The 18,081-nt window shown below is 37.0% G+C and carries 15 protein-coding genes; 10 read left to right on the forward strand and 5 right to left on the reverse strand.

All coding sequences use genetic code 11. From position 1 onward, the window contains the following. Positions 1 to 13 precede the first annotated feature (13 nt). Both B3P23_RS15110 and B3P23_RS15115 read right to left on the reverse strand, forming a co-directional pair. Entirely contained in the window at positions 14 to 487 is a 474-nt protein-coding gene (locus tag B3P23_RS15110; protein ID WP_045755826.1) for an Lrp/AsnC family transcriptional regulator, read from the reverse strand. Positions 488 to 694: 207 nt separating this feature from the next. Then, on the reverse strand, positions 695 to 1,213 hold the full coding sequence (locus tag B3P23_RS15115; RefSeq protein ID WP_045755827.1) for an FUSC family protein: 519 nt from the start codon (positions 1,211 to 1,213) through the stop codon (positions 695 to 697). 161 nt (positions 1,214 to 1,374) lie between these two features. Between B3P23_RS15115 and B3P23_RS15120 the strand changes: the two genes are divergently transcribed. Both B3P23_RS15120 and B3P23_RS15125 read left to right on the forward strand, forming a co-directional pair. Continuing rightward, a complete protein-coding gene (locus tag B3P23_RS15120) occupies positions 1,375 to 4,293 on the forward strand; it encodes an FAD-binding and (Fe-S)-binding domain-containing protein (protein ID WP_293927654.1) in 2,919 nt (972 codons plus the stop codon). Between the two features lie 88 nt (positions 4,294 to 4,381). Next, positions 4,382 to 5,017, forward strand: coding sequence for a hypothetical protein (locus B3P23_RS15125; RefSeq protein ID WP_045755829.1), 636 nt, complete (start codon positions 4,382 to 4,384; stop codon positions 5,015 to 5,017). Positions 5,018 to 5,068: 51 nt separating this feature from the next. On the opposite strand, the gene B3P23_RS15130 is transcribed toward B3P23_RS15125, so the two are convergent. Beyond that, the gene (locus tag B3P23_RS15130; protein WP_293927658.1) at positions 5,069 to 7,660 is read right to left on the reverse strand and encodes a DUF5686 and carboxypeptidase-like regulatory domain-containing protein; all 2,592 of its coding nucleotides are present in this window, start codon (positions 7,658 to 7,660) and stop codon (positions 5,069 to 5,071) included. Between the two features lie 313 nt (positions 7,661 to 7,973). Then, complete coding sequence (locus B3P23_RS15135) at positions 7,974 to 9,668, reverse strand: RluA family pseudouridine synthase (protein ID WP_293927661.1); 1,695 nt, start codon at positions 9,666 to 9,668, stop codon at positions 7,974 to 7,976. A 159-nt stretch (positions 9,669 to 9,827) separates the two neighbouring features. Here B3P23_RS15135 and B3P23_RS15140 point away from each other — a divergent pair, with 159 nt between their 5' ends. The 3 genes from B3P23_RS15140 to B3P23_RS15150 all read left to right on the forward strand — a co-directional run bounded on the left by B3P23_RS15140 (position 9,828) and on the right by B3P23_RS15150 (position 11,984). Next, a complete protein-coding gene (locus tag B3P23_RS15140) occupies positions 9,828 to 10,298 on the forward strand; it encodes a Dps family protein (RefSeq protein ID WP_293927664.1) in 471 nt (156 codons plus the stop codon). Positions 10,299 to 10,422: 124 nt separating this feature from the next. Then, a complete protein-coding gene (locus tag B3P23_RS15145) occupies positions 10,423 to 11,178 on the forward strand; it encodes a hypothetical protein (protein ID WP_045755832.1) in 756 nt (251 codons plus the stop codon). 5 nt (positions 11,179 to 11,183) lie between these two features. After that, positions 11,184 to 11,984: a zinc-dependent peptidase gene (locus B3P23_RS15150; protein WP_094773404.1), complete on the forward strand. Its 801-nt coding sequence runs from the start codon at positions 11,184 to 11,186 to the stop codon at positions 11,982 to 11,984. A gap of 190 nt (positions 11,985 to 12,174) precedes the next feature. Here the strand turns inward: B3P23_RS15150 and B3P23_RS15155 are convergent, their stop codons facing one another. Then, positions 12,175 to 13,950 (reverse strand): ABC transporter ATP-binding protein, encoded by a 1,776-nt coding sequence (locus B3P23_RS15155; protein ID WP_094773337.1) that lies wholly within the window; start codon positions 13,948 to 13,950, stop codon positions 12,175 to 12,177. Positions 13,951 to 14,122: 172 nt separating this feature from the next. On the opposite strand from B3P23_RS15155, the gene B3P23_RS15160 reads away from it, so the two are divergent. The 5 genes from B3P23_RS15160 to B3P23_RS15180 all read left to right on the forward strand — a co-directional run bounded on the left by B3P23_RS15160 (position 14,123) and on the right by B3P23_RS15180 (position 18,081). Then, the gene (locus B3P23_RS15160; RefSeq protein ID WP_094773338.1) at positions 14,123 to 15,196 is read left to right on the forward strand and encodes a Glu/Leu/Phe/Val family dehydrogenase; all 1,074 of its coding nucleotides are present in this window, start codon (positions 14,123 to 14,125) and stop codon (positions 15,194 to 15,196) included. A 55-nt stretch (positions 15,197 to 15,251) separates the two neighbouring features. After that, positions 15,252 to 16,199, forward strand: a complete 948-nt coding sequence (nusB, locus tag B3P23_RS15165) for a transcription antitermination factor NusB (RefSeq protein WP_045755835.1) — start codon at positions 15,252 to 15,254, stop codon at positions 16,197 to 16,199. Positions 16,200 to 16,209: 10 nt separating this feature from the next. Further along, a complete protein-coding gene (locus B3P23_RS15170) occupies positions 16,210 to 16,677 on the forward strand; it encodes a DUF1573 domain-containing protein (RefSeq protein ID WP_248753288.1) in 468 nt (155 codons plus the stop codon). A gap of 22 nt (positions 16,678 to 16,699) precedes the next feature. After that, a complete protein-coding gene (gene yajC, locus B3P23_RS15175) occupies positions 16,700 to 17,011 on the forward strand; it encodes a preprotein translocase subunit YajC (RefSeq protein WP_045755837.1) in 312 nt (103 codons plus the stop codon). Between the two features lie 119 nt (positions 17,012 to 17,130). Then, entirely contained in the window at positions 17,131 to 18,081 is a 951-nt protein-coding gene (locus tag B3P23_RS15180) for a hypothetical protein (protein ID WP_045755838.1), read from the forward strand.

The raw sequence follows: 18,081 nt of genomic DNA on the forward strand, positions 1-18,081 counted from the left end.
TTCCTTTCCTAAATTATTCCGGTATAACTAACTGTTGTTCTTCTTTTACTGTTTGTAAGACAATGGTGGTACGCGTTGAAATGATTCCTTCAATTTTACCCAATGTATTACGCATCAGATCGACTAAAGCAGTAGAATCAGCTGTTCTAACTTTGATCAGGTAACCATCGTCTCCAGCGATATCGTGGACTTCCTGCACTTCAGGTATCTCGGCTAGAAGAATCCCAACTTTCTGCTCTCCAATGATATCGTTCGCTTTGATAAATATAAACGATAATAGTTTTTGATCGATTGCCGCTGGATTTATTTTAGCATTATATTGTAAGATTACATTTTTCTGCTCTAATTTTTTAACACGCTCTAAAATTGCAGAAGGAGCCATACTGAGCTCTCTTGCAATATCGGCGTTGTTGATACGGGCATTGTCCTGCATTAAACGCAAGATTTTGTAATCTACATGATCTAAATTATATTCTACTTTTGTCATATCGAGTGCAAAGGTAAGTATATTTCGAATTATATTCAAATAATTTGATAAAAATCAGAATATAATTCTATTTAAGATCTTTTCTATTGGTTTGTAAATAGCCTATTTTGGTAGCTGGAGGACTAACTTATTATTGTAACACGTTGTTTTGTAGATGATTATGTTTAATTTGAATTATCTTTGGCAATTATGCTATCTCATCGAACATTATTCGCCAAAGGTTTCCATGGAATATTTTTCCCGTAATATCTTAATCATATAACTCGTACTCAGGGTGACGAGCAAGCCTACCACACAACCGATAGTGACACAGGCAAAGCGATCGAGGGCCGCAATGTACGATTTTAACTGATGCTCATGAACCACAACAATAATCATAGCCACCATCGCTGTACGTGCTACACTTAAGATATTAAAGAGTCTGCAGATCGCGACAGATGTAATCACCCCCAAAAGCATGGACCACATCTGAGGAAGATTGGTAAAGTAAAAAAGTATACCCGTGGCTGAACCTATAAAATTGGACTTTGTTCTATCAAAAGCAATCTTAGTGGCTTCGGTATCATCTGGAGATATAACTAATACAATGGAAATTAAGGTCCATATGGCCGAATATTCAGGAAAGCTGATATACAAGAAGTAGCCAATAGAAAAACCAATCAAAATACGGATCAAATAGATGATGAAGTCGGAGTGTAGGCTATATCGCATCAGTGTTTTACGCATCTTAATATGTTTTTTTGCAAAAGTACATCTTATTTGTAGAATCAAAAAACATTATGATTGCGTTTTTATGCGTGTTTCATATTGTTTTTTCATTTTCTTGCAAGATCAATTCTTTTGATTACTTAAAATAGTTAGCTTTGTTTATATAAATTATACCAACTGTGAAGGAAAATATTTCTTTAGATCAATTATCGCAATCTTTGACAGGAGACTTGTACTATGATGATTCTGCATATCACCATACGATCCGCATTGCCTATTCTACGGATGCGTCCGTCTATCAGGAATTGCCACTAGCTGTCGCGATACCGAAAAATACCGAAGACATTAAAATTTTACTCCAGTTTGCTTCTGCAAACGGCATCACGATTATTCCAAGGACAGCAGGCACCTCTTTGGCTGGTCAGGTTGTTGGAAATGGTATTGTTATGGATATCTCCAAACACTTTAACAAGATCCTTGAACTTAATGTCGCAGAACGGTGGGTGAGGGTTCAGCCTGGCGTGATTCGTGATGATCTTAATCATTATCTCAAACCGTTTGGTTTTATGTTTGGTCCAGAGACTTCAACAGCAAGTAGAGCGATGATTGGTGGTATGATTGGCAATAATTCTTCAGGGTTACATTCTATCGTATGGGGCGATACGAGACAAAATTTAGTGTCGGCAGACGTGATATTGGACGATCAGTCGGAGGTCGTATTTGAAGCTTTGGATGAAGCTTCTTATTTCAAGAAATTAATTCAGAAGGATAGGGAAGGATCAATCTATCGTAGACTGAATGCCTTATTGACGGAAGAAGAAAATATACAGGCGATAGCACAAGGATATCCGAAACGCTCGATCACAAGACGTAATACCGGATATGCATTGGATATGCTATCTAATAAAACGGTACCGTTTAATATGTGCCGATTGCTCGCCGGTTCGGAAGGTACACTCGCTATAGTCACGGAAGCTAAACTGCAATTATTGCCATTACCGCCTAAAGAATTAGGTCTTCTTTGTATTCACTTTGAAGATATGATCGCGTGTATGAAAGGAAATGTGATCGCTTTGTCACATTATCCCGAAGCTTCGGAACTTGTCGATAAGTACATCATGGATTTTACAGTTGGGCACCCAACTTATCAATACAATCGCTTTTTTATTGAAGGTGATCCCAAAGCTTTACTTATTGTCGAGTTTAGAGGAGATACTCCAGAAGAAGTGGAAGCTAAGGCGATGGCATTAAAAGCGGAGTTGATGGAAAAGCAATTGGGTTATGCATATCCCTACATCACCGGAGATCAAACTAATTTGGTTTGGGATGTCCGTAAAGCTGGATTGGGCTTGATCCGTAACCTTCCTGGAGATAGTCAGCCCGTCAATTTAATTGAAGATTGTGCCGTTTCTCCCGAAGACTTACCTGCATATGTGGCCGATATTCAAGATTTATTGATTGCAGAAGGAGTCCATGCCTCTTATTATGCCCATGCCGGAGCGGGGGAGCTCCATATTGAACCTTTTGTCAATCTAAAAACAGAGGAAGGTATCAAAACTTTTCGTTCCATTTTAGAGAAAACAACAGATCTAGTTCTCAAATACAATGGTTCTTTAAGTGGTGAGCATGGTGACGGTCGATTGAGGGGCGAATTTATTGAGAAAGTTTTAGGAAAAAAAGTGTACAGCCTGATCGAGGAAGTGAAGGAGATTTTTGATCCTAAAGGGGTTTTCAATGCTCATAAAATCGTGAATACGCCACCAATGGATACCTATCTTCGCTACGATAATAATAAGAATACAACACAGATTAAGACTTATTTTGATTTTTCAAAAGAGGAGAGTATCCTGCGTCTGGCAGAAAAATGTTCTGGCTCTGGGGACTGCCGAAAGACAGAGATCACGGGAGGAACGATGTGTCCTTCTTTTATGGCCACACGTGATGAAAAAGATACGACACGTGCACGTGCCAATATGCTGCGTCAGTTTTTGACAAACTCAACCAAAGACAATCGTTTTGACCATGAAGAATTAAAAGAAGTCATGGACTTGTGCCTATCTTGTAAAGGCTGTAAAACCGAATGCCCTTCTAGTGTTGATGTCGCTAAGATGAAAGCTGAATTTTTGCAGCACTATTACGATGAACATGGTGTTCCTTTTCGAGCGAGAGTGATTGCAAATTTTACAGAGTCACAGAAATTAGGATCACTGGTAGCGCCATTATACAACTTTGTTGTCAAAAATGACTTTTTAGCGGGCCTTGTAAAAAAAACCATTGGTTTTGCCCCGAAGAGATCACTACCGTTGGTCGCTGGTACTACATTGTCACAATGGGTGAAAAAGCAACCTGAGCATACCCATTTAAAACGAAAGGTGTATTTATTTGCTGATGAATTTACCGAATACAACGATGCAGAAATTGGTATGACCGCTTACAAATTGCTTACCGCATTGGGGTATGAAGTGATCATCCCGAAGCATATTCAAAGCGGCAGGACATATCTTTCAAAAGGATTGGTCAAAGAAGCAAAAAAGATAGCGAATAAAAATATTAATTTTTTGAAAGATCTGATTACTGAAGAGACCCCTTTATTAGGAATAGAACCTTCGGGTATTATTACCTTTAGAGATGAATATCTTGCTTTGGTTGAACCTGAATTATACGAAGATGCGGCAAGACTTGCAAAAAATGCACTGATGTTTGATGAGTTCTTATTAAAAGAGATTCAGGCTGGACGTATTCATAAAGAGCAGTTCAGTGCTGAGAATAAGATCATCAAGCTTCATGGTCATTGCTATCAAAAGGCATTTCATTTGGTTGAAACAACCGAAAAGGTCTTGTCATTTCCCATGAATTATAAAGTTGAGGTCATCCCTTCTGGCTGTTGCGGTATGGCGGGTTCATTTGGGTACGAAAAAGAACATTATGAAATCTCGATGAAAGTTGCAGAATTGGTCCTACTGCCTACCATACGCAATACCGATACGACTACCTGGATTGCGGCAGCTGGTACATCTTGTCGGCACCAGATAAAAGATGGAGTAGGGCGCCATTCTTATCATCCTGTGGAAATTTTGTATGATGCTTTAATTAAGTAAAAACAAACCTGCTATTTTATATGTTTATCAGTAAAAATCGCTAATTTTAGTAAACGATTTTTACTGATAAACATAATTACTGAAAACGATGAGAAAAATAAATCAAATTGCTGTTCTGTCTGCGTTAGCATTTGCAACAGCATGTGGTAACACGAATCAAAATCAACAGGGAGGTGATCAATCAAAAAAGAATAATACTCCGATAGTAGATCTTACTATAGATGGTCCTGTGACCAATAATAAGCATCTTTTCTTACGTATTGTGGATGATGTAAAAACGGACTCCAGCCGTATTTACACTGCTCGAAGTGTTTTTAAGGGTGATACTGTTGGATTCAAGGTCGAAGTCGTTAATTTGATCCCTGCGGGAATTATAAATGATCAGCCCAGTGATGATGTAGGATTCACAAAAGGAAAAATTAAAATTTCTTCAATAGGTGCAGAAAGTGACAATTTTATTAAAGCTTTGGGTACGATTTATGAAATACCTGCCTCAGGCTCGTTTTCAAACACCACATTAGTACCCACTGTATTCTCTTCCAATAAAGTAAATGTTGATCTTGATAAAACAGCGACGTATAGTTTTAAACTCTTTTTAGATCAAAAATCAGGAGAGCCGGCGGAGATGTTTTTTAATGTTGATACGTACAAGAAATCAGTAGAGTTTCAGGAAAAAGATCCTAAATTCCGCGCTCCATTTATTGCAGCTTTGCAGGGTAAATAGCGTAAGTTTAAAAAAAGAGGCTTTCTAATTTAGAAAGCCTCTTTTTGTTTTTTAGAAATCAAATTTAATACGCGCCCTAATACCTGACTTAGGAGCACCTGGATGATTTAGATAATTTAATCTTCGAACATAATCAACACGCAATATTTTAAAAATATTGGATAATCCTGCACTTGCTTCCATGTAAGGTTCAGTTCCAAAAGTATACGATGACTGCTCATTGTTTGCATTCTTTTGGAAGTCAAATACCTGATCCGAATGATCTGGATTGTTCTCCTCCCGCAACCCCCCGTAAACTGCTTTGAAACTAAACACTTCACGAAGTTTCAATTTTTTAATCACTGGAATTTTATTCAATAAGAATCCATTCATATAATATTGAACATTTGCAGACACATGATGATCACTCACAAATTCCAAAAAGTTCATTAAGTTGTAAGAGTTCAACTGATAAGCATACGTCTGGTTGGCGCGATGTATGGTTAAGAATGGAAAAGGAATTCCCTTTCCAACAATATAAGTACCTGCTACGTCTACATCTGCATAACCAAATTGACTTAAATAAAATCTTTTGAAAGCACCAACGTTAAAGTTGTGGTAACTGTATTCCCCTTTAAACACATCTTTAAGTCCCGCTGTATAATTGAAATTGAATATCGGGTACTTATTGAAAATAGGCGTACGGTATAACTTGCCTTGATAAAACTGTTCATGAGGAGCATAGCGCACGTTTAACGATAACTCTGTTGAGTTGATCTCGTTGAATACTTTTGTCTGTCCATCTTGATCAATGATCTGATATCTTAATGTTCCTGCTGGTGATTGTTTTGTTGCGTTGAAGCCTAATCCAACACTTAAACGATTTTCAAATTCTTTTCTATAATCGATACGATATACATCATTATAGATATAGTTTTCATTATCGCCTCTTTTAAAGGATAGCAAAAAGTTGTCCTCTTGAATAAATTCTAAGGCTTGCCCCGGAATCTTTGTATCCCGCTGGAAAGAAGCTCTGATATAATGTTGAGGAAAAGAATAGACAGATTTATTGTTGAATGCATAAGTGCCACTTAGAAAGTATTTCCATTTCTCATCTTTAAAACCATAGGCTGCATACGATTCGGCATAAAATCTTTTACTGAAAGATTCTGTTGTTCGGCCACCGACACGCAGTCTAAATCCCTCAACCGGATTGAAACTATAAAATGTATTCACAGGTCCTATCTCCACAGGTCCAGCTTGTTTGTATCCTGAAAAAACTAAAGCTGCAATATCCATAAAGGTTTTGAAAGAAGGAATCTGTTGCAGGGTGTCGATATTGTGATAAATATTGAGCTCATTTTTAGTCAAAGGTATCTGGCGTTGCGCATCAAATAATTTGCGTGTACCCTTTCCGTCGGATATATTATAGGCAATTACCGTTTCTGGACCGCTATAAATACTATCGGGCTGTGCGATTCCTGTTTTGTAATTTTTATAATTCACCGTCCGATTACCGCGTATACCTGTTCCTTTATCTGTTAAGGAAAAGTCAATGCCCAATGTACTTTGGCTCAAATAAAATCTTTTGCTTTCATCTTGATCAAACTTAAGCTCAATATTCATATCTCGAACAAAGTTTAGGTTTATATCATCTGGGACAGTCATATTAGCTCCTTGCACAGCATAATTGCCATCTAAGGTGATATACAGTTGTCCTTTGAAGAGCATATCAGCTTTATTCCTAGGGAAAAAACTAAGCTCGACTAACCAAGGCTGTTGCGTTTTGATCGTATCCGTGATAAAAAACTTATAGAAGGTCGGCGAGGAATTGGCAATAGGACTTAAAAATTGATTAGTCACCAGCGTGATATTGTTATCGTAAATATCAACTGATTCGTATAATTTATTGAAATAAGCACTAAGACCATCATTGTCTATAAATTTGGGGTCAAACTGCGCGCGCTGTTCACCAACTATATATTGTTTTGTCTTTTTGGGATCTTTACGAAAGTAAACTTTTGATAGTTTCTCTTCCATGAAGGCTGGCAATAAGTATTTATTCGCTGTTTTTGCAGAATCATCCAGTTCAAAAAGGAACTGATAATTTTTAAATATTTTTTTATTTACAAATTTTTCAGATAAGTTGCTGAGACCTAAAGAAATTTTTTCATATTGATCATACTGTGCAAACTCTTGTCCTGTCAATCTATTTTTGTTTTTATTTTCGATTACCTTGCGGATAAGGGCGACAGCAGGATTTTCCTTATTTGTATATTTTCTCTTTTTTGCTCTGACAACGACCTCATCAAGCGTATTGTCTTGCGCTTCCATCAATATTTCAATCTGCTGCGTCTCGTCGTTTGTCACAAATACATCTTTATAGTCGTAACCAATGCTCGATACACGGATTTTTGTGTAACTCATTGGGAATTTTAAAGTAAAGCGACCAGATTCTTGAGTAGACATCGCACTACCTGGCGAAGAGGGAGCTCCAACAACCGCTACTGTTGCATAAGCTATAGGTTCTTTCGTTTTACTATCCTTGACAATACCCTGTACAGTTTTAAGCTGCCCTAATGCAACAGTTATACTCAGAAACATAACTGTAACAAGTAAAAATAGTATTTTTGTAATTGCGCTGGTACTCCGTTGGTATTCCATAATTTTACATTAATGATATCACAAATTATGAATACGTGTTATGACACAATCTTAATTTCTGACTTTTTAACTTAAATGTTCTAATAAGTTGTATGCAAAAGAAATAAAAAATTAAGAATTAATAAAACATTTGCAATTTTTTAACAAGACTATTTTTTATAGATAACTTTCTAACAAATTGAAATTCAGCCAATTTGTTTTATTGTCAGAATAAATTGACTGTAATTTTACTTCTTTATGATGAATTTAAAGATGAATATATCTGTTTTATTTGACTATTGTAACAAAAAGGTCAGTTGAATTGTTTGATATTTTAAAAATTTGGTTCTACGTAGAAATGAATGCGTTCATTCGTGACGGGATGATTGAATGCGATGTATGCAGCATGTAGGTGCAAGCGATTCGCCTTTTGACCATAAAGATCATCCCCTACGATGGGGCAATTCATACCGCTGGGGTGTGCAGAGTGGAGGCGGAGCTGATGCGTACGTCCTGTGAGCGGAAAATACCGCACCTTTGTTTTGCCGGCTACAACAGCAATTTTCTCCCATCTTGTAACTGCTTTTTTTCCATGTTCATAGCAGACTAGCTGCCGGGGCCTATCGTCTAAATCTACGCGTATAGGCAATGATATCATACCAGCATCTTCGGTGATAATGCCGTCTAGTAAGGCAATATATTGTTTGACGATGGTGTGGTTGATAAACTGGCTTTGTATGATCTTATGCGCCTCTTTATTTTTTGCTAAAACAAGAATTCCCGATGTCGACATATCCAATCGATGCACGATTAACGGTCCAGCATCTGGATATTTTTTGAGCATGCGGGTGTAGACCGAATCTTGGACATGGATACCCGGGACGGATAAGAACTCCTCAGGCTTGTTGATGATCACCAAACTTTCATCTTCATAAATAATAGGAAGCGCTATATTTTCATCTGGGTTTTCAAGCATTGGATTTTTATCCACAACTAATCCCTGTAGCATATATCCAAGTATGGGTTCACATTTATTTCGACAAGCAGGGTAATAGTGTAAATGCCTACGTACCTCAGCCGAAGGAGATTGGCCCCACCAGAATTCCGCAAGTGCGATCGGTTTATACTGATTTAAATAAGCATATTGTAGTAATTTTGGGGCAGCACATTCTCCCGATCCTGCAGGTGGCTGTAACTTATTAAAAGCCTTAAAAATGTCCATGACATTTTTACTTTCGCCATTTGCATTTAGAAAATTATACTGGGCGAATAATTGATTTTGGAGTCGAGAAGAACGTTTTCTACGTTCTTCTTTTAGATCTGCGATGGTATCAATGTAATCTTGTAAAGGCTGTTCAGCAGCAGCCATATCCAGTTGATACTGCTTCTGGAAAACATGGAGTTCATACTTGTCTCGTAAGCTCTGTTTAATCAGATCTTGCTCAAGTAATGCGTATGAGGCTGCAGATAGAACCGATTTTGAATGATCTCGAAGAAGTTTTCTTTCTTTCTTTTGAGTTTTTAGCTTTTCCTTAAATTGTATTAATTGCTGGTCGAGGTTGATTTTAGTTTCCTCAAGTGCACGTTTGAGTTCAATGCCCTTTTCACTCCCTTCCAATACAGCTATTTGTTTATTGAGGTCATTTAAATGATCTTCTTCTAACAGAAAAAATGAATTTTCAGTCAGCATATCAAATACCGGAGGAACAAAATAGCGATGGTCGTTTTTTCCGGCCAATTTTCCCGAAAATCCAGCTAAAAAACCAATTTTTTTATTCTGATCCTGAACAACTAAAACACCAAACATCTTTCCAATAGCTTGTCCTTCCATTTTAGGTTCCAAACCAAAGTTGTGGATCCATTCCTGCTGCGTGAGAATATATTGCTGAACATATTCACTTGCCTTTTTTGCCAATAAATGTGGTTCGTAGCAGAAAGGAAAAGTGAAATGGGTAGGCAAGGGTATCGCATTGATCTCTTCATCAAATTCATGAAAGTATATATCCTTGCTCAAACAATTATCCATCATTATTGTTGTTCTCATTATAAAGGCAAAAGTACAAAAATGATGTTATTTTTATGACAATATAAATGCTTAATTCATGGACTTTAACCCAGTATTTTATTAATATTGTATATGAAATAACGATAATTTTAATTATTAAAGTAAATAGTAAAATAATTCATTATGAAAGCAAAAATTGGTATTAAAGAAGCAGACTTAGCTAAAGTATCCGCTATTTTGAATAATCTATTGGCTGATGAGAGTGTAGTATATCAAAAAACAAGAAACGCACATTGGAATGTCGAAGGACCAGATTTTCATGCAGCACATTTATTTTTAGAGTCTCAATACGATCAGTTAGCTGGGATTATTGACGAAGTCGCTGAGCGTATCCGTCAACTCGGACACTATGCTGTAGGATCATATGCTAAATATTTAGAATTAACGCACTTGACTGAAACAAAGTATGAGCATACAGATAGTAAAGGTTTTTTTAAGGAATTGTTGTCAGACCATGAGTCTATTATCATGAGTATAAGAGGAAACTTGGATGCGGTGGAGAAAGCAGGTGATCAAGCAACTGAAGATTTTTTAGTAGGCGTACTGGCGCAGCATGAAAAACTAGCGTGGATGTTACGTGCACATGTGTCGTAGGATACAAACTGTTATATAAAAAAACAGTAATCAATTTGGTTACTGTTTTTTTTATGCCTACTAATAAAGACTGCATGATAATTGTTCAAGTAGTTTCATTATTTAAATTTGTTTTTTTGTGTGTATGCGTAACTATTTTATTCTGATCGCTTTTTTATTTCTTTTCACTTCCTGTGCCGAATCTTTAGTGGTACAATCCACGGGAGTTTTGCAGAATGCAGCTCGGGTACACCATTTGAAAAATGGTGATCGGGAGATTATTTATATACCCATGCGTCATCTCGGTAAGCGTAATTATTACGATTATATCCAACGTCAAGTTGATTCGCTCCAACAGCAAGGTTTTGTGGTGTTTTATGAAAGTATCGCTTATCAAGTGGATAGTGCACAGCAACGGGATCTGTATGATCGCAAGTTTAGAAAATTAGTTGGCCATACAGTCGGTAGTACCAAAACCTATGAAAAGACATCTGATACAACCAAAGTATTGATGGCCCCTATGTATAAAAATCTTGGAAGTAGAATCATTCAGCAACCGGAGTATTCGTTTTTTAAAGTAGACTATAATACCGCTGTGGTAGCCGATATACCCAAAAATGTCCTACTTGATGAATTTGAATATACGTACGGAGATATTGTTTTGGAGCCATGCGATTGGAAGACGCCTCTCCATGAACCCTACAGCTGTAAAGCTGCAAAAGGAAAATTAAAAAGGATTTTTGATCGTCAATTCATTATGAAAAGAAGAGAAGAAAATTTAGCAGCTTTAGTTGCAGATGCTGCACAAAAGAAAATTCTGATTATGTTTGGGGCCGCGCACTATAAAGGATTCTTAAAGCATCTGCAAGAGCGTGATCCAAATTGGAAAATTGTAAAATAAAATATATGGAGAAATTGTTTATCATCATATTGGTACCAGCTGTTATTTATCTAGTTTATTATTTGTTAAATAAAACGCACAAAAATAGTAAAGCCATCAGACGAGTTTTAAGTAAAGAGGGAAAAGCTATTTTATTGAAAGAAGTACAATACTATCAACATCTCGATGATGCGGATAAAATCGAATTTGAAGAACGCTGTTTACGTTTTTTAGATCAGGTCAGTGTTGAAGGTGTGGGTGTCGAAGTTTCATTAAAAGATTATATGTTAGTTGCCGCGAGTGCGATCATACCTGTTTTTGCATTTAAGAAATGGGAGTATGCCAATCTAACGACTGTGCTGCTCTATCCCAATACCTTTAATCAAGAATATCAGTTTGAAGGCAATGAGGAAAGAAGAATTTTAGGTATGGTGGGAGAGGGTTCTATGAATGGTCAAATGATTTTATCCAAGGCTGCACTGGAAGCAGGTTTTCTTAATACAAAAGATGGGCAAAATACCGCTATCCATGAATTCGTTCATTTATTGGATAAGACAGATGGTGAGGTGGATGGTCTACCCGAATTTTTAGTTGATCATACTTATACCTTAGCGTGGTTGGAAATGATACGAAAAGAAATTTTGAAAATTCAAGATGGCAAATCGGATATCAATCCATATGGTATTACCAATCGAGCTGAATTTTTTGCTGTGGTTTCGGAGTATTTTTTTGAGAACCCAGATCGTTTAAAAAGCCATCATCCTGAACTTTATAAGGCATTGAGCACTATTTTTAAGCAGGACTTAAGTTTTGATTCATCCATGTAAATGACGAGCTTACCTACGCTTTGTGTGCACATGTAATTGTAAAGTTGCTGAGCATCTGTAGCCTGTGGGTAATTGACTGTCTTTTCCTTCGGTGAACATCAGGTATTAAAAAATAAAACGCCCTTCAACATGATATGGAAGGGCGTTTTTTATGGTCCAATTGCCTGAGCAAAAACCACTTTAGAAGCGCTTAAATTGCTTCCAGAAGTTGCTTTTCATGCAATTCAAAATATTGACCTTTTAAGTTCATCAGTTCTTCATGTGATCCTTCTTCCGCAATTTTTCCCTGATCTAAGACGATGATTTTATCCGCATTCTTGATTGTGGATACACGATGCGCGATAAAAACACAGGTCTTGCCCTTCATGATACGGCTTAGCGATGTGAGTATCTGTTCTTCAGTCTTGGTATCGACGGCTGATAAACAATCGTCGAATATTAAGATTTTAGGTTCTTTAATTAAAGCACGCGCGATAGACACCCGCTGTTTCTGACCACCAGATAAGGTAATACCACGTTCGCCAACAGAAGTTTCAAAACCTTGATCAAAGCCTATTATATTCTCGTACACAGCAGCATCCTTCGCCGCTTGCTCAACTTGTTGCTGTGTAAAATGATCCAGTCCAAATGCGATATTATTACTAATCGTGTCGGAAAATAAAAAGACCTCCTGAGGTACAAACCCCGTTTGCTGTCTCAGATCTTGATAATCTAAGTCCTTAATGGATACATCATCATACTTGATACTGCCTTTTTCAATATCAAACATCCTCAACAATAAGTTTGCTAAGGTCGATTTGCCGGAGCCCGTTTTACCAATGATTGCTAAGGTTTGACCTGCAGGGATATGAAACGATAGATCTTTGATCGCCTGAATACCTGTTTCAGGATAGGTGAATGATATATGTTCGACTTTAAGGTCTCCGCTGAGTGTTTTTTTCGTCGTGCCATTGATAATAGGTGAGTTGGTATTCAAAAATTCATTGATTCGCTTTTGCGAAGCCGAAGCCCGCTGTACCAAAGAAGTAACCCAAGCCAGAGACATGGCAGGGAAAGTCAATTGATTGACATAAATAATAAACTCGGCGATATTTCCAGCTGTGATGGTACCTTTCGCGACTTCCAAGCCACCCACATAAATGGTGATAATGGTACTTAGACCTATAAGCAATAAGATCAAAGGAAAAAAAACAGCTTGCACCTTTACCAGCGACAGTGCTGTATTGCGATAGATGGTGCTCTCGTCTTCAAAAGCATCCATTTTATATTTTTCTCGATTGTAGGTCTTGATCACCCTGATACCGGCAAAGTTTTCCTGCACAAACGAAGCAAGACGAGCCAATTGTTTTTGAATTTTTTCACTCCTTTTGTTAATAATTTTATTGACAAACAAGATTACAACAGAGAGAATCGGGATCGGGATGAGCGCATATGTTGCTAGGCGAGCATTGACATCGTACATGGCATAGATGACCATGATAGAAAGAACAACCGTATTGATCGCATACATGATCGCGGGGCCTAAATAATTGCGTACCTGATTGACATCCTCTGTCGCTCTGCTCATGAGGTCGCCGGTATTATTTCTTCTAAAAAAAGCAAAATCGAGCTTCTGGTAATGGCGGTAGATTTCATTTTTTAGATCATACTCGATATGTCTGGAAGTCAAGATAATGGTTTGACGCATCATAAAGAGGAAAATGCCGCGTAATAAGGATAGGAGTAAGACCACTCCACCGAAGAAAAGTAAACTCGATCCAAAAACCTTGTATATCAGCTCCTGTCTTTCAAATCCACTGTAGAGTTTATATAAATAAATGTTCTCCTGTACTAAATCAAAGGCTTCGCGTATTACCTTAGCAGGAAGAATACCAAAATAATTGGAGATGATAACGAAAATAACACCTGGAACCAACTTCCAGCGGTATTTGTAAAAATATTTATTTAAATAAGCTAACTCTTTCATATAATAATACAAATGTAAAACTTATTCAGCATTAAATTTTGTATTTTACAAACTTATACTGTCACAAACAATTCATAAGTTTTGTATTTATTTTGAAAGAAAAATTTAGTGTGAAATATATTTTCTACTTTTGTTTCCAAATTACCATAAATAAAACTTGAAGCAGAATTTTATGTCAGCATCTCAAACTCCAATTTTCGAATTACTGGGTCAATTTGGTCACCAGAATTTGTTTTTTTGTAATGATGAAGTAGTTGGTTTGAAAGCAATTATTGCCATTCATGATACCACATTAGGTCCAGCAATAGGCGGAGTCCGAATGTTGCCCTATTCCAGTACAGAAGAAGCAATCGAAGATGCTCTTCGTCTTTCCAAAGCGATCACTTACAAATCAGCAATCACAGGTCTCAACCTAGGTGGTGGAAGTGCAGTTATCCTGGGAAATCACCGTATCGATAAATCTGAAGTATTATTAAGACGTCTCGGACAATTTATTGAAGGTCTCAGTGGCAATTTCATTGCTTCGATCGATGTGGGTATTGGACAACGTGATTTGGAGCATATCTTTGCTGAGACTTCGCACGTCGCAGGTCTTCCCAAAGCTATTAATGGAGGTGGTGATACTTCAGTTTTTGCAGCTCAAGGTGTACTTTATGGTATCAAAGCTTCTTTAAAAGAATTATATGGCTCCGATAGTTTAGCAGGACGCAAAGTAATCGTACATGGCATTGGAAGTGTAGGTGAGCGTCTGATTGAGATGTTGCGGGACGAAAATTCACGTGTCTATGTGAGTGATATTACCGAAGACCGAATGTTAAAAACTGCGGCTAAATATAAAGTGGAAACCATCGCATTTGACAAAGTTTTTGATTTTGATTGTGATGTCTATGCTCCATGTGCACTTGGAGGTACTGTTAATCCCGAGACCGCTGCTAAAATGCAATGCAAAATTATTGCAGGCGCTGCCAATAATCAATTGAAAGAAGAATTGATCACAAGTAATATTCTCCATGAAAGAGGCATTTTATATGCACCAGATTATTTAATCAACGCTGGAGCATTGGTCAGCTGTTATTCCGAAATACAGGGATATGGTGCTGATCATACCGAATTTGTTATCAAAAATATTTACAACGCAACACGCGAAGTATTCCAAAAATCAAAGCAAGAAAATATTTCTTCATTCCAAGCTGCTAATCAAATCGCAGAAAAGCGTATCTTTGACATTCGAAAACTCAAAAGATAGAGAAAACAACAAAAAAAACAATCGTTCTTATATACAAATCGTTCTTTAAAATACTATGTTAAATAGAAGACACCTAAGGGTCAAAGTAGTGCAAACGCTTTATGCGTACAGTTTATCTGAAGATAAAGATATCAAAGCCTTTGAAAAGGCATTATTGCAAAATGTGGATGAAGTGTACGAAATGTACATTTGGACATTAAATCTGCTAGATGAAGTGGCTGATTACGCATTAATAGATGCAGAAGGTCGTGCAAATAAATTTTTGCCAACGGAAAAAGATTTATCGCATAACACAAAACTAAGTAGCAATACGTTTATCGAATCTTTAAGACAAAACCCACAGTACGCAGAAGGAGTAAAGAAATACGGTGTTTCTTGGAACTTTGATCCTGAAATTGTTCGTACAGTATTTGCTCAGTTGAAACATTCTGAAGACTATGCTTATTATATGCAGTCGTCAGATCGTTCAATCGCTGTTGAAAAAGATATCATTAAATTTATTTTCAAAAAAATAATTTTGAAATCTCCGGTTATCGAGCAGGTTTTTGAAGAAAAATTTATCAACTGGACAGTCGATAAAGAAGTTTTGCAAGCGTTGATTGCCAAAACATTCAAAAATTTTAGCTCCGAAGAGCCTAGACAAAATAAGCTAGCAGAGCTGACACAAAATTGGTATGATGATAAAGATTTCATCTTGAATCTGATTGCAAAAACAATCCGAAACACAAATGAATATCAAAAAATGATTACCGAAAAGACAAAAAACTGGGAATCAGACCGTATCGCTTTAATTGATACGCTATTGATGCGCATGGCTATTTGCGAATTGGTGAATTTCCCTTCTATTCCAGTAAAGGTTACGATTAATGAATATATTGAAATTTCAAAGGTTTTCAGTACACTTAAGAGTAATACCTTTATTAATGGTATTTTAGATAAAATTTTAAGTGATTTAAATCAAGATGGCCGTATTCAAAAACAAGGTCGTGGATTGAATAATTAGAAAGATATTTATGAAAAAATTGAACTATTCACTTCTTTTAGCATTAGGCATTTGTACGTTGAGTTCATGTGGCTCCAACACTAAAAGTGAAAAGACAACAGCAGAACCAACAGTTACGACAGAAGATACTGCTGCCAATCGTGAAGCTGCTGCAGCTGCGATTGGAACAATTGAATTTGCTGAACCTGTACATGAGTTTGGACAGATCAAAGAAGGGGAAGAGGTAACGCACGTTTTCACCCTGACTAATACGGGCAATGCACCTTTGATCATTTCAGAAGTAAGAGCTTCATGTGGATGTACGCAGCCCGAGTTTTCAAAAAACCCTGTTCTTCCGGGTAAAACATCAGACATTAAAGTCACTTTCAAAAGTGAAGGTCAGGTAGGGAAGCAACAGAAAATCATAACCATTCACTCTAATGCTTCAAATGGACTGACAACAGTTCAATTAAAAGGCGAAGTATTGGCGGCTAAATAATTAAATATAAAACAGATAACATATGAATACAGTTTTTTTACAGGCAGCGGGCTCAGGAAGTAGTTTAATGAGTTTCTTACCGATGGTACTTATCGTGGTTGTTTTTTATTTCTTTATGATTAGACCTCAAATGAAGAAACAAAAAGATCATAAGAAATATATTGAAGAATTAGGTGTTAATTCTCAAATCGTCACAAATGCGGGTATTCACGGTCGTATTGTTGAGGTTTCGGAAACAACATTTTTAGTAGATGTAGGTTCTGGTGTTAAAATTCGTTTTGACAAGTCAGCAGTTGCATTAGATGCTTCAAAAGCATTGAACGCTAAAGCATAATACAATAGAAATTGAAGGAAGCCGATCTTATTAAAATAGGATCGGCTTCTTTATTTAAGGAGCTTCAATTTGCAATTTATTTCGTCAGGATATGAAAGGCAAAATGATTAAGTTTGTATATGGCAAGTATTATTCGCATCAGTAAATCACAGAAAAGAAAATTGATCACATTTACACGGTGTGTTCTTATTTCCTTATTTGCTTGGCTATTATTTTCAATTTCAAATGAATATACCATTACTGTAAAAGCAGGAATAGAATACGTCAACTTGCCTGAAAAACGTGCCTTTCATCCACAACAATCTGATACGGTCAACATCAAGTTGAAAATGACGGGATGGCAGGTGCTGTTCTCTAAAGTCAAATCTGAAGTTCCAACAGTACATGTGGATATCAGTGGCCTGAAGAATAAAAATTGGATTGTGCTGTCCAACCAGATCGGCTTTATCAATCGTCAATTCCCCCATGAACAATTAGTGGTTTCCGTCAGTCCAGATACCTTATACTTTGACTTTTCAAAGCAGACGCAGCGTAAGGTTCCCGTAAAAGCGATGGCAGATATTCAATTTAGAAAGCAATATGGATTTATCGGTGAAACTCTTGTCAGTCCCAAATATGTCACGATATCAGGACCCTATGAAGATGTTGCCAATATAGAATATTGGGAGACGGATACGATTAGAGGAAAGGACGTATTCACTGATCTCCGCACGGTAGCTTATCTCAATAAGAACCAAAAGGCAAATATCAATGTCTACCCGACCTCTGTGGAGGTGTTGATGCCAGTGGGTGAACTGACCGAAAAAATTATTGAATTGCCTCTGAAGGTTGAAAATAATACACATTTTAAGTCCGTAAGAACAATGCCAAGTAAAGTTGCCATTACGGTACTCATGTCTGTCAAAGACTATAATAATTATACAGCAAGAGATTTTGAGGCTGTGGTCGATATCAATGATTGGGAAGGAGCTAAGGTGAAATATTTACCTGTTATCTTGACCAAGGTGCCAGATTTTTGTTCTATTCTAAGAGTAGAGCCTCAAAATGTTGATTTTTTTGTGCGTAAATAA

Origin of the sequence: Sphingobacterium sp. UBA6320 (assembly GCF_002440335.1) — a bacterium.
GTDB lineage: Bacteria > Bacteroidota > Bacteroidia > Sphingobacteriales > Sphingobacteriaceae > Sphingobacterium.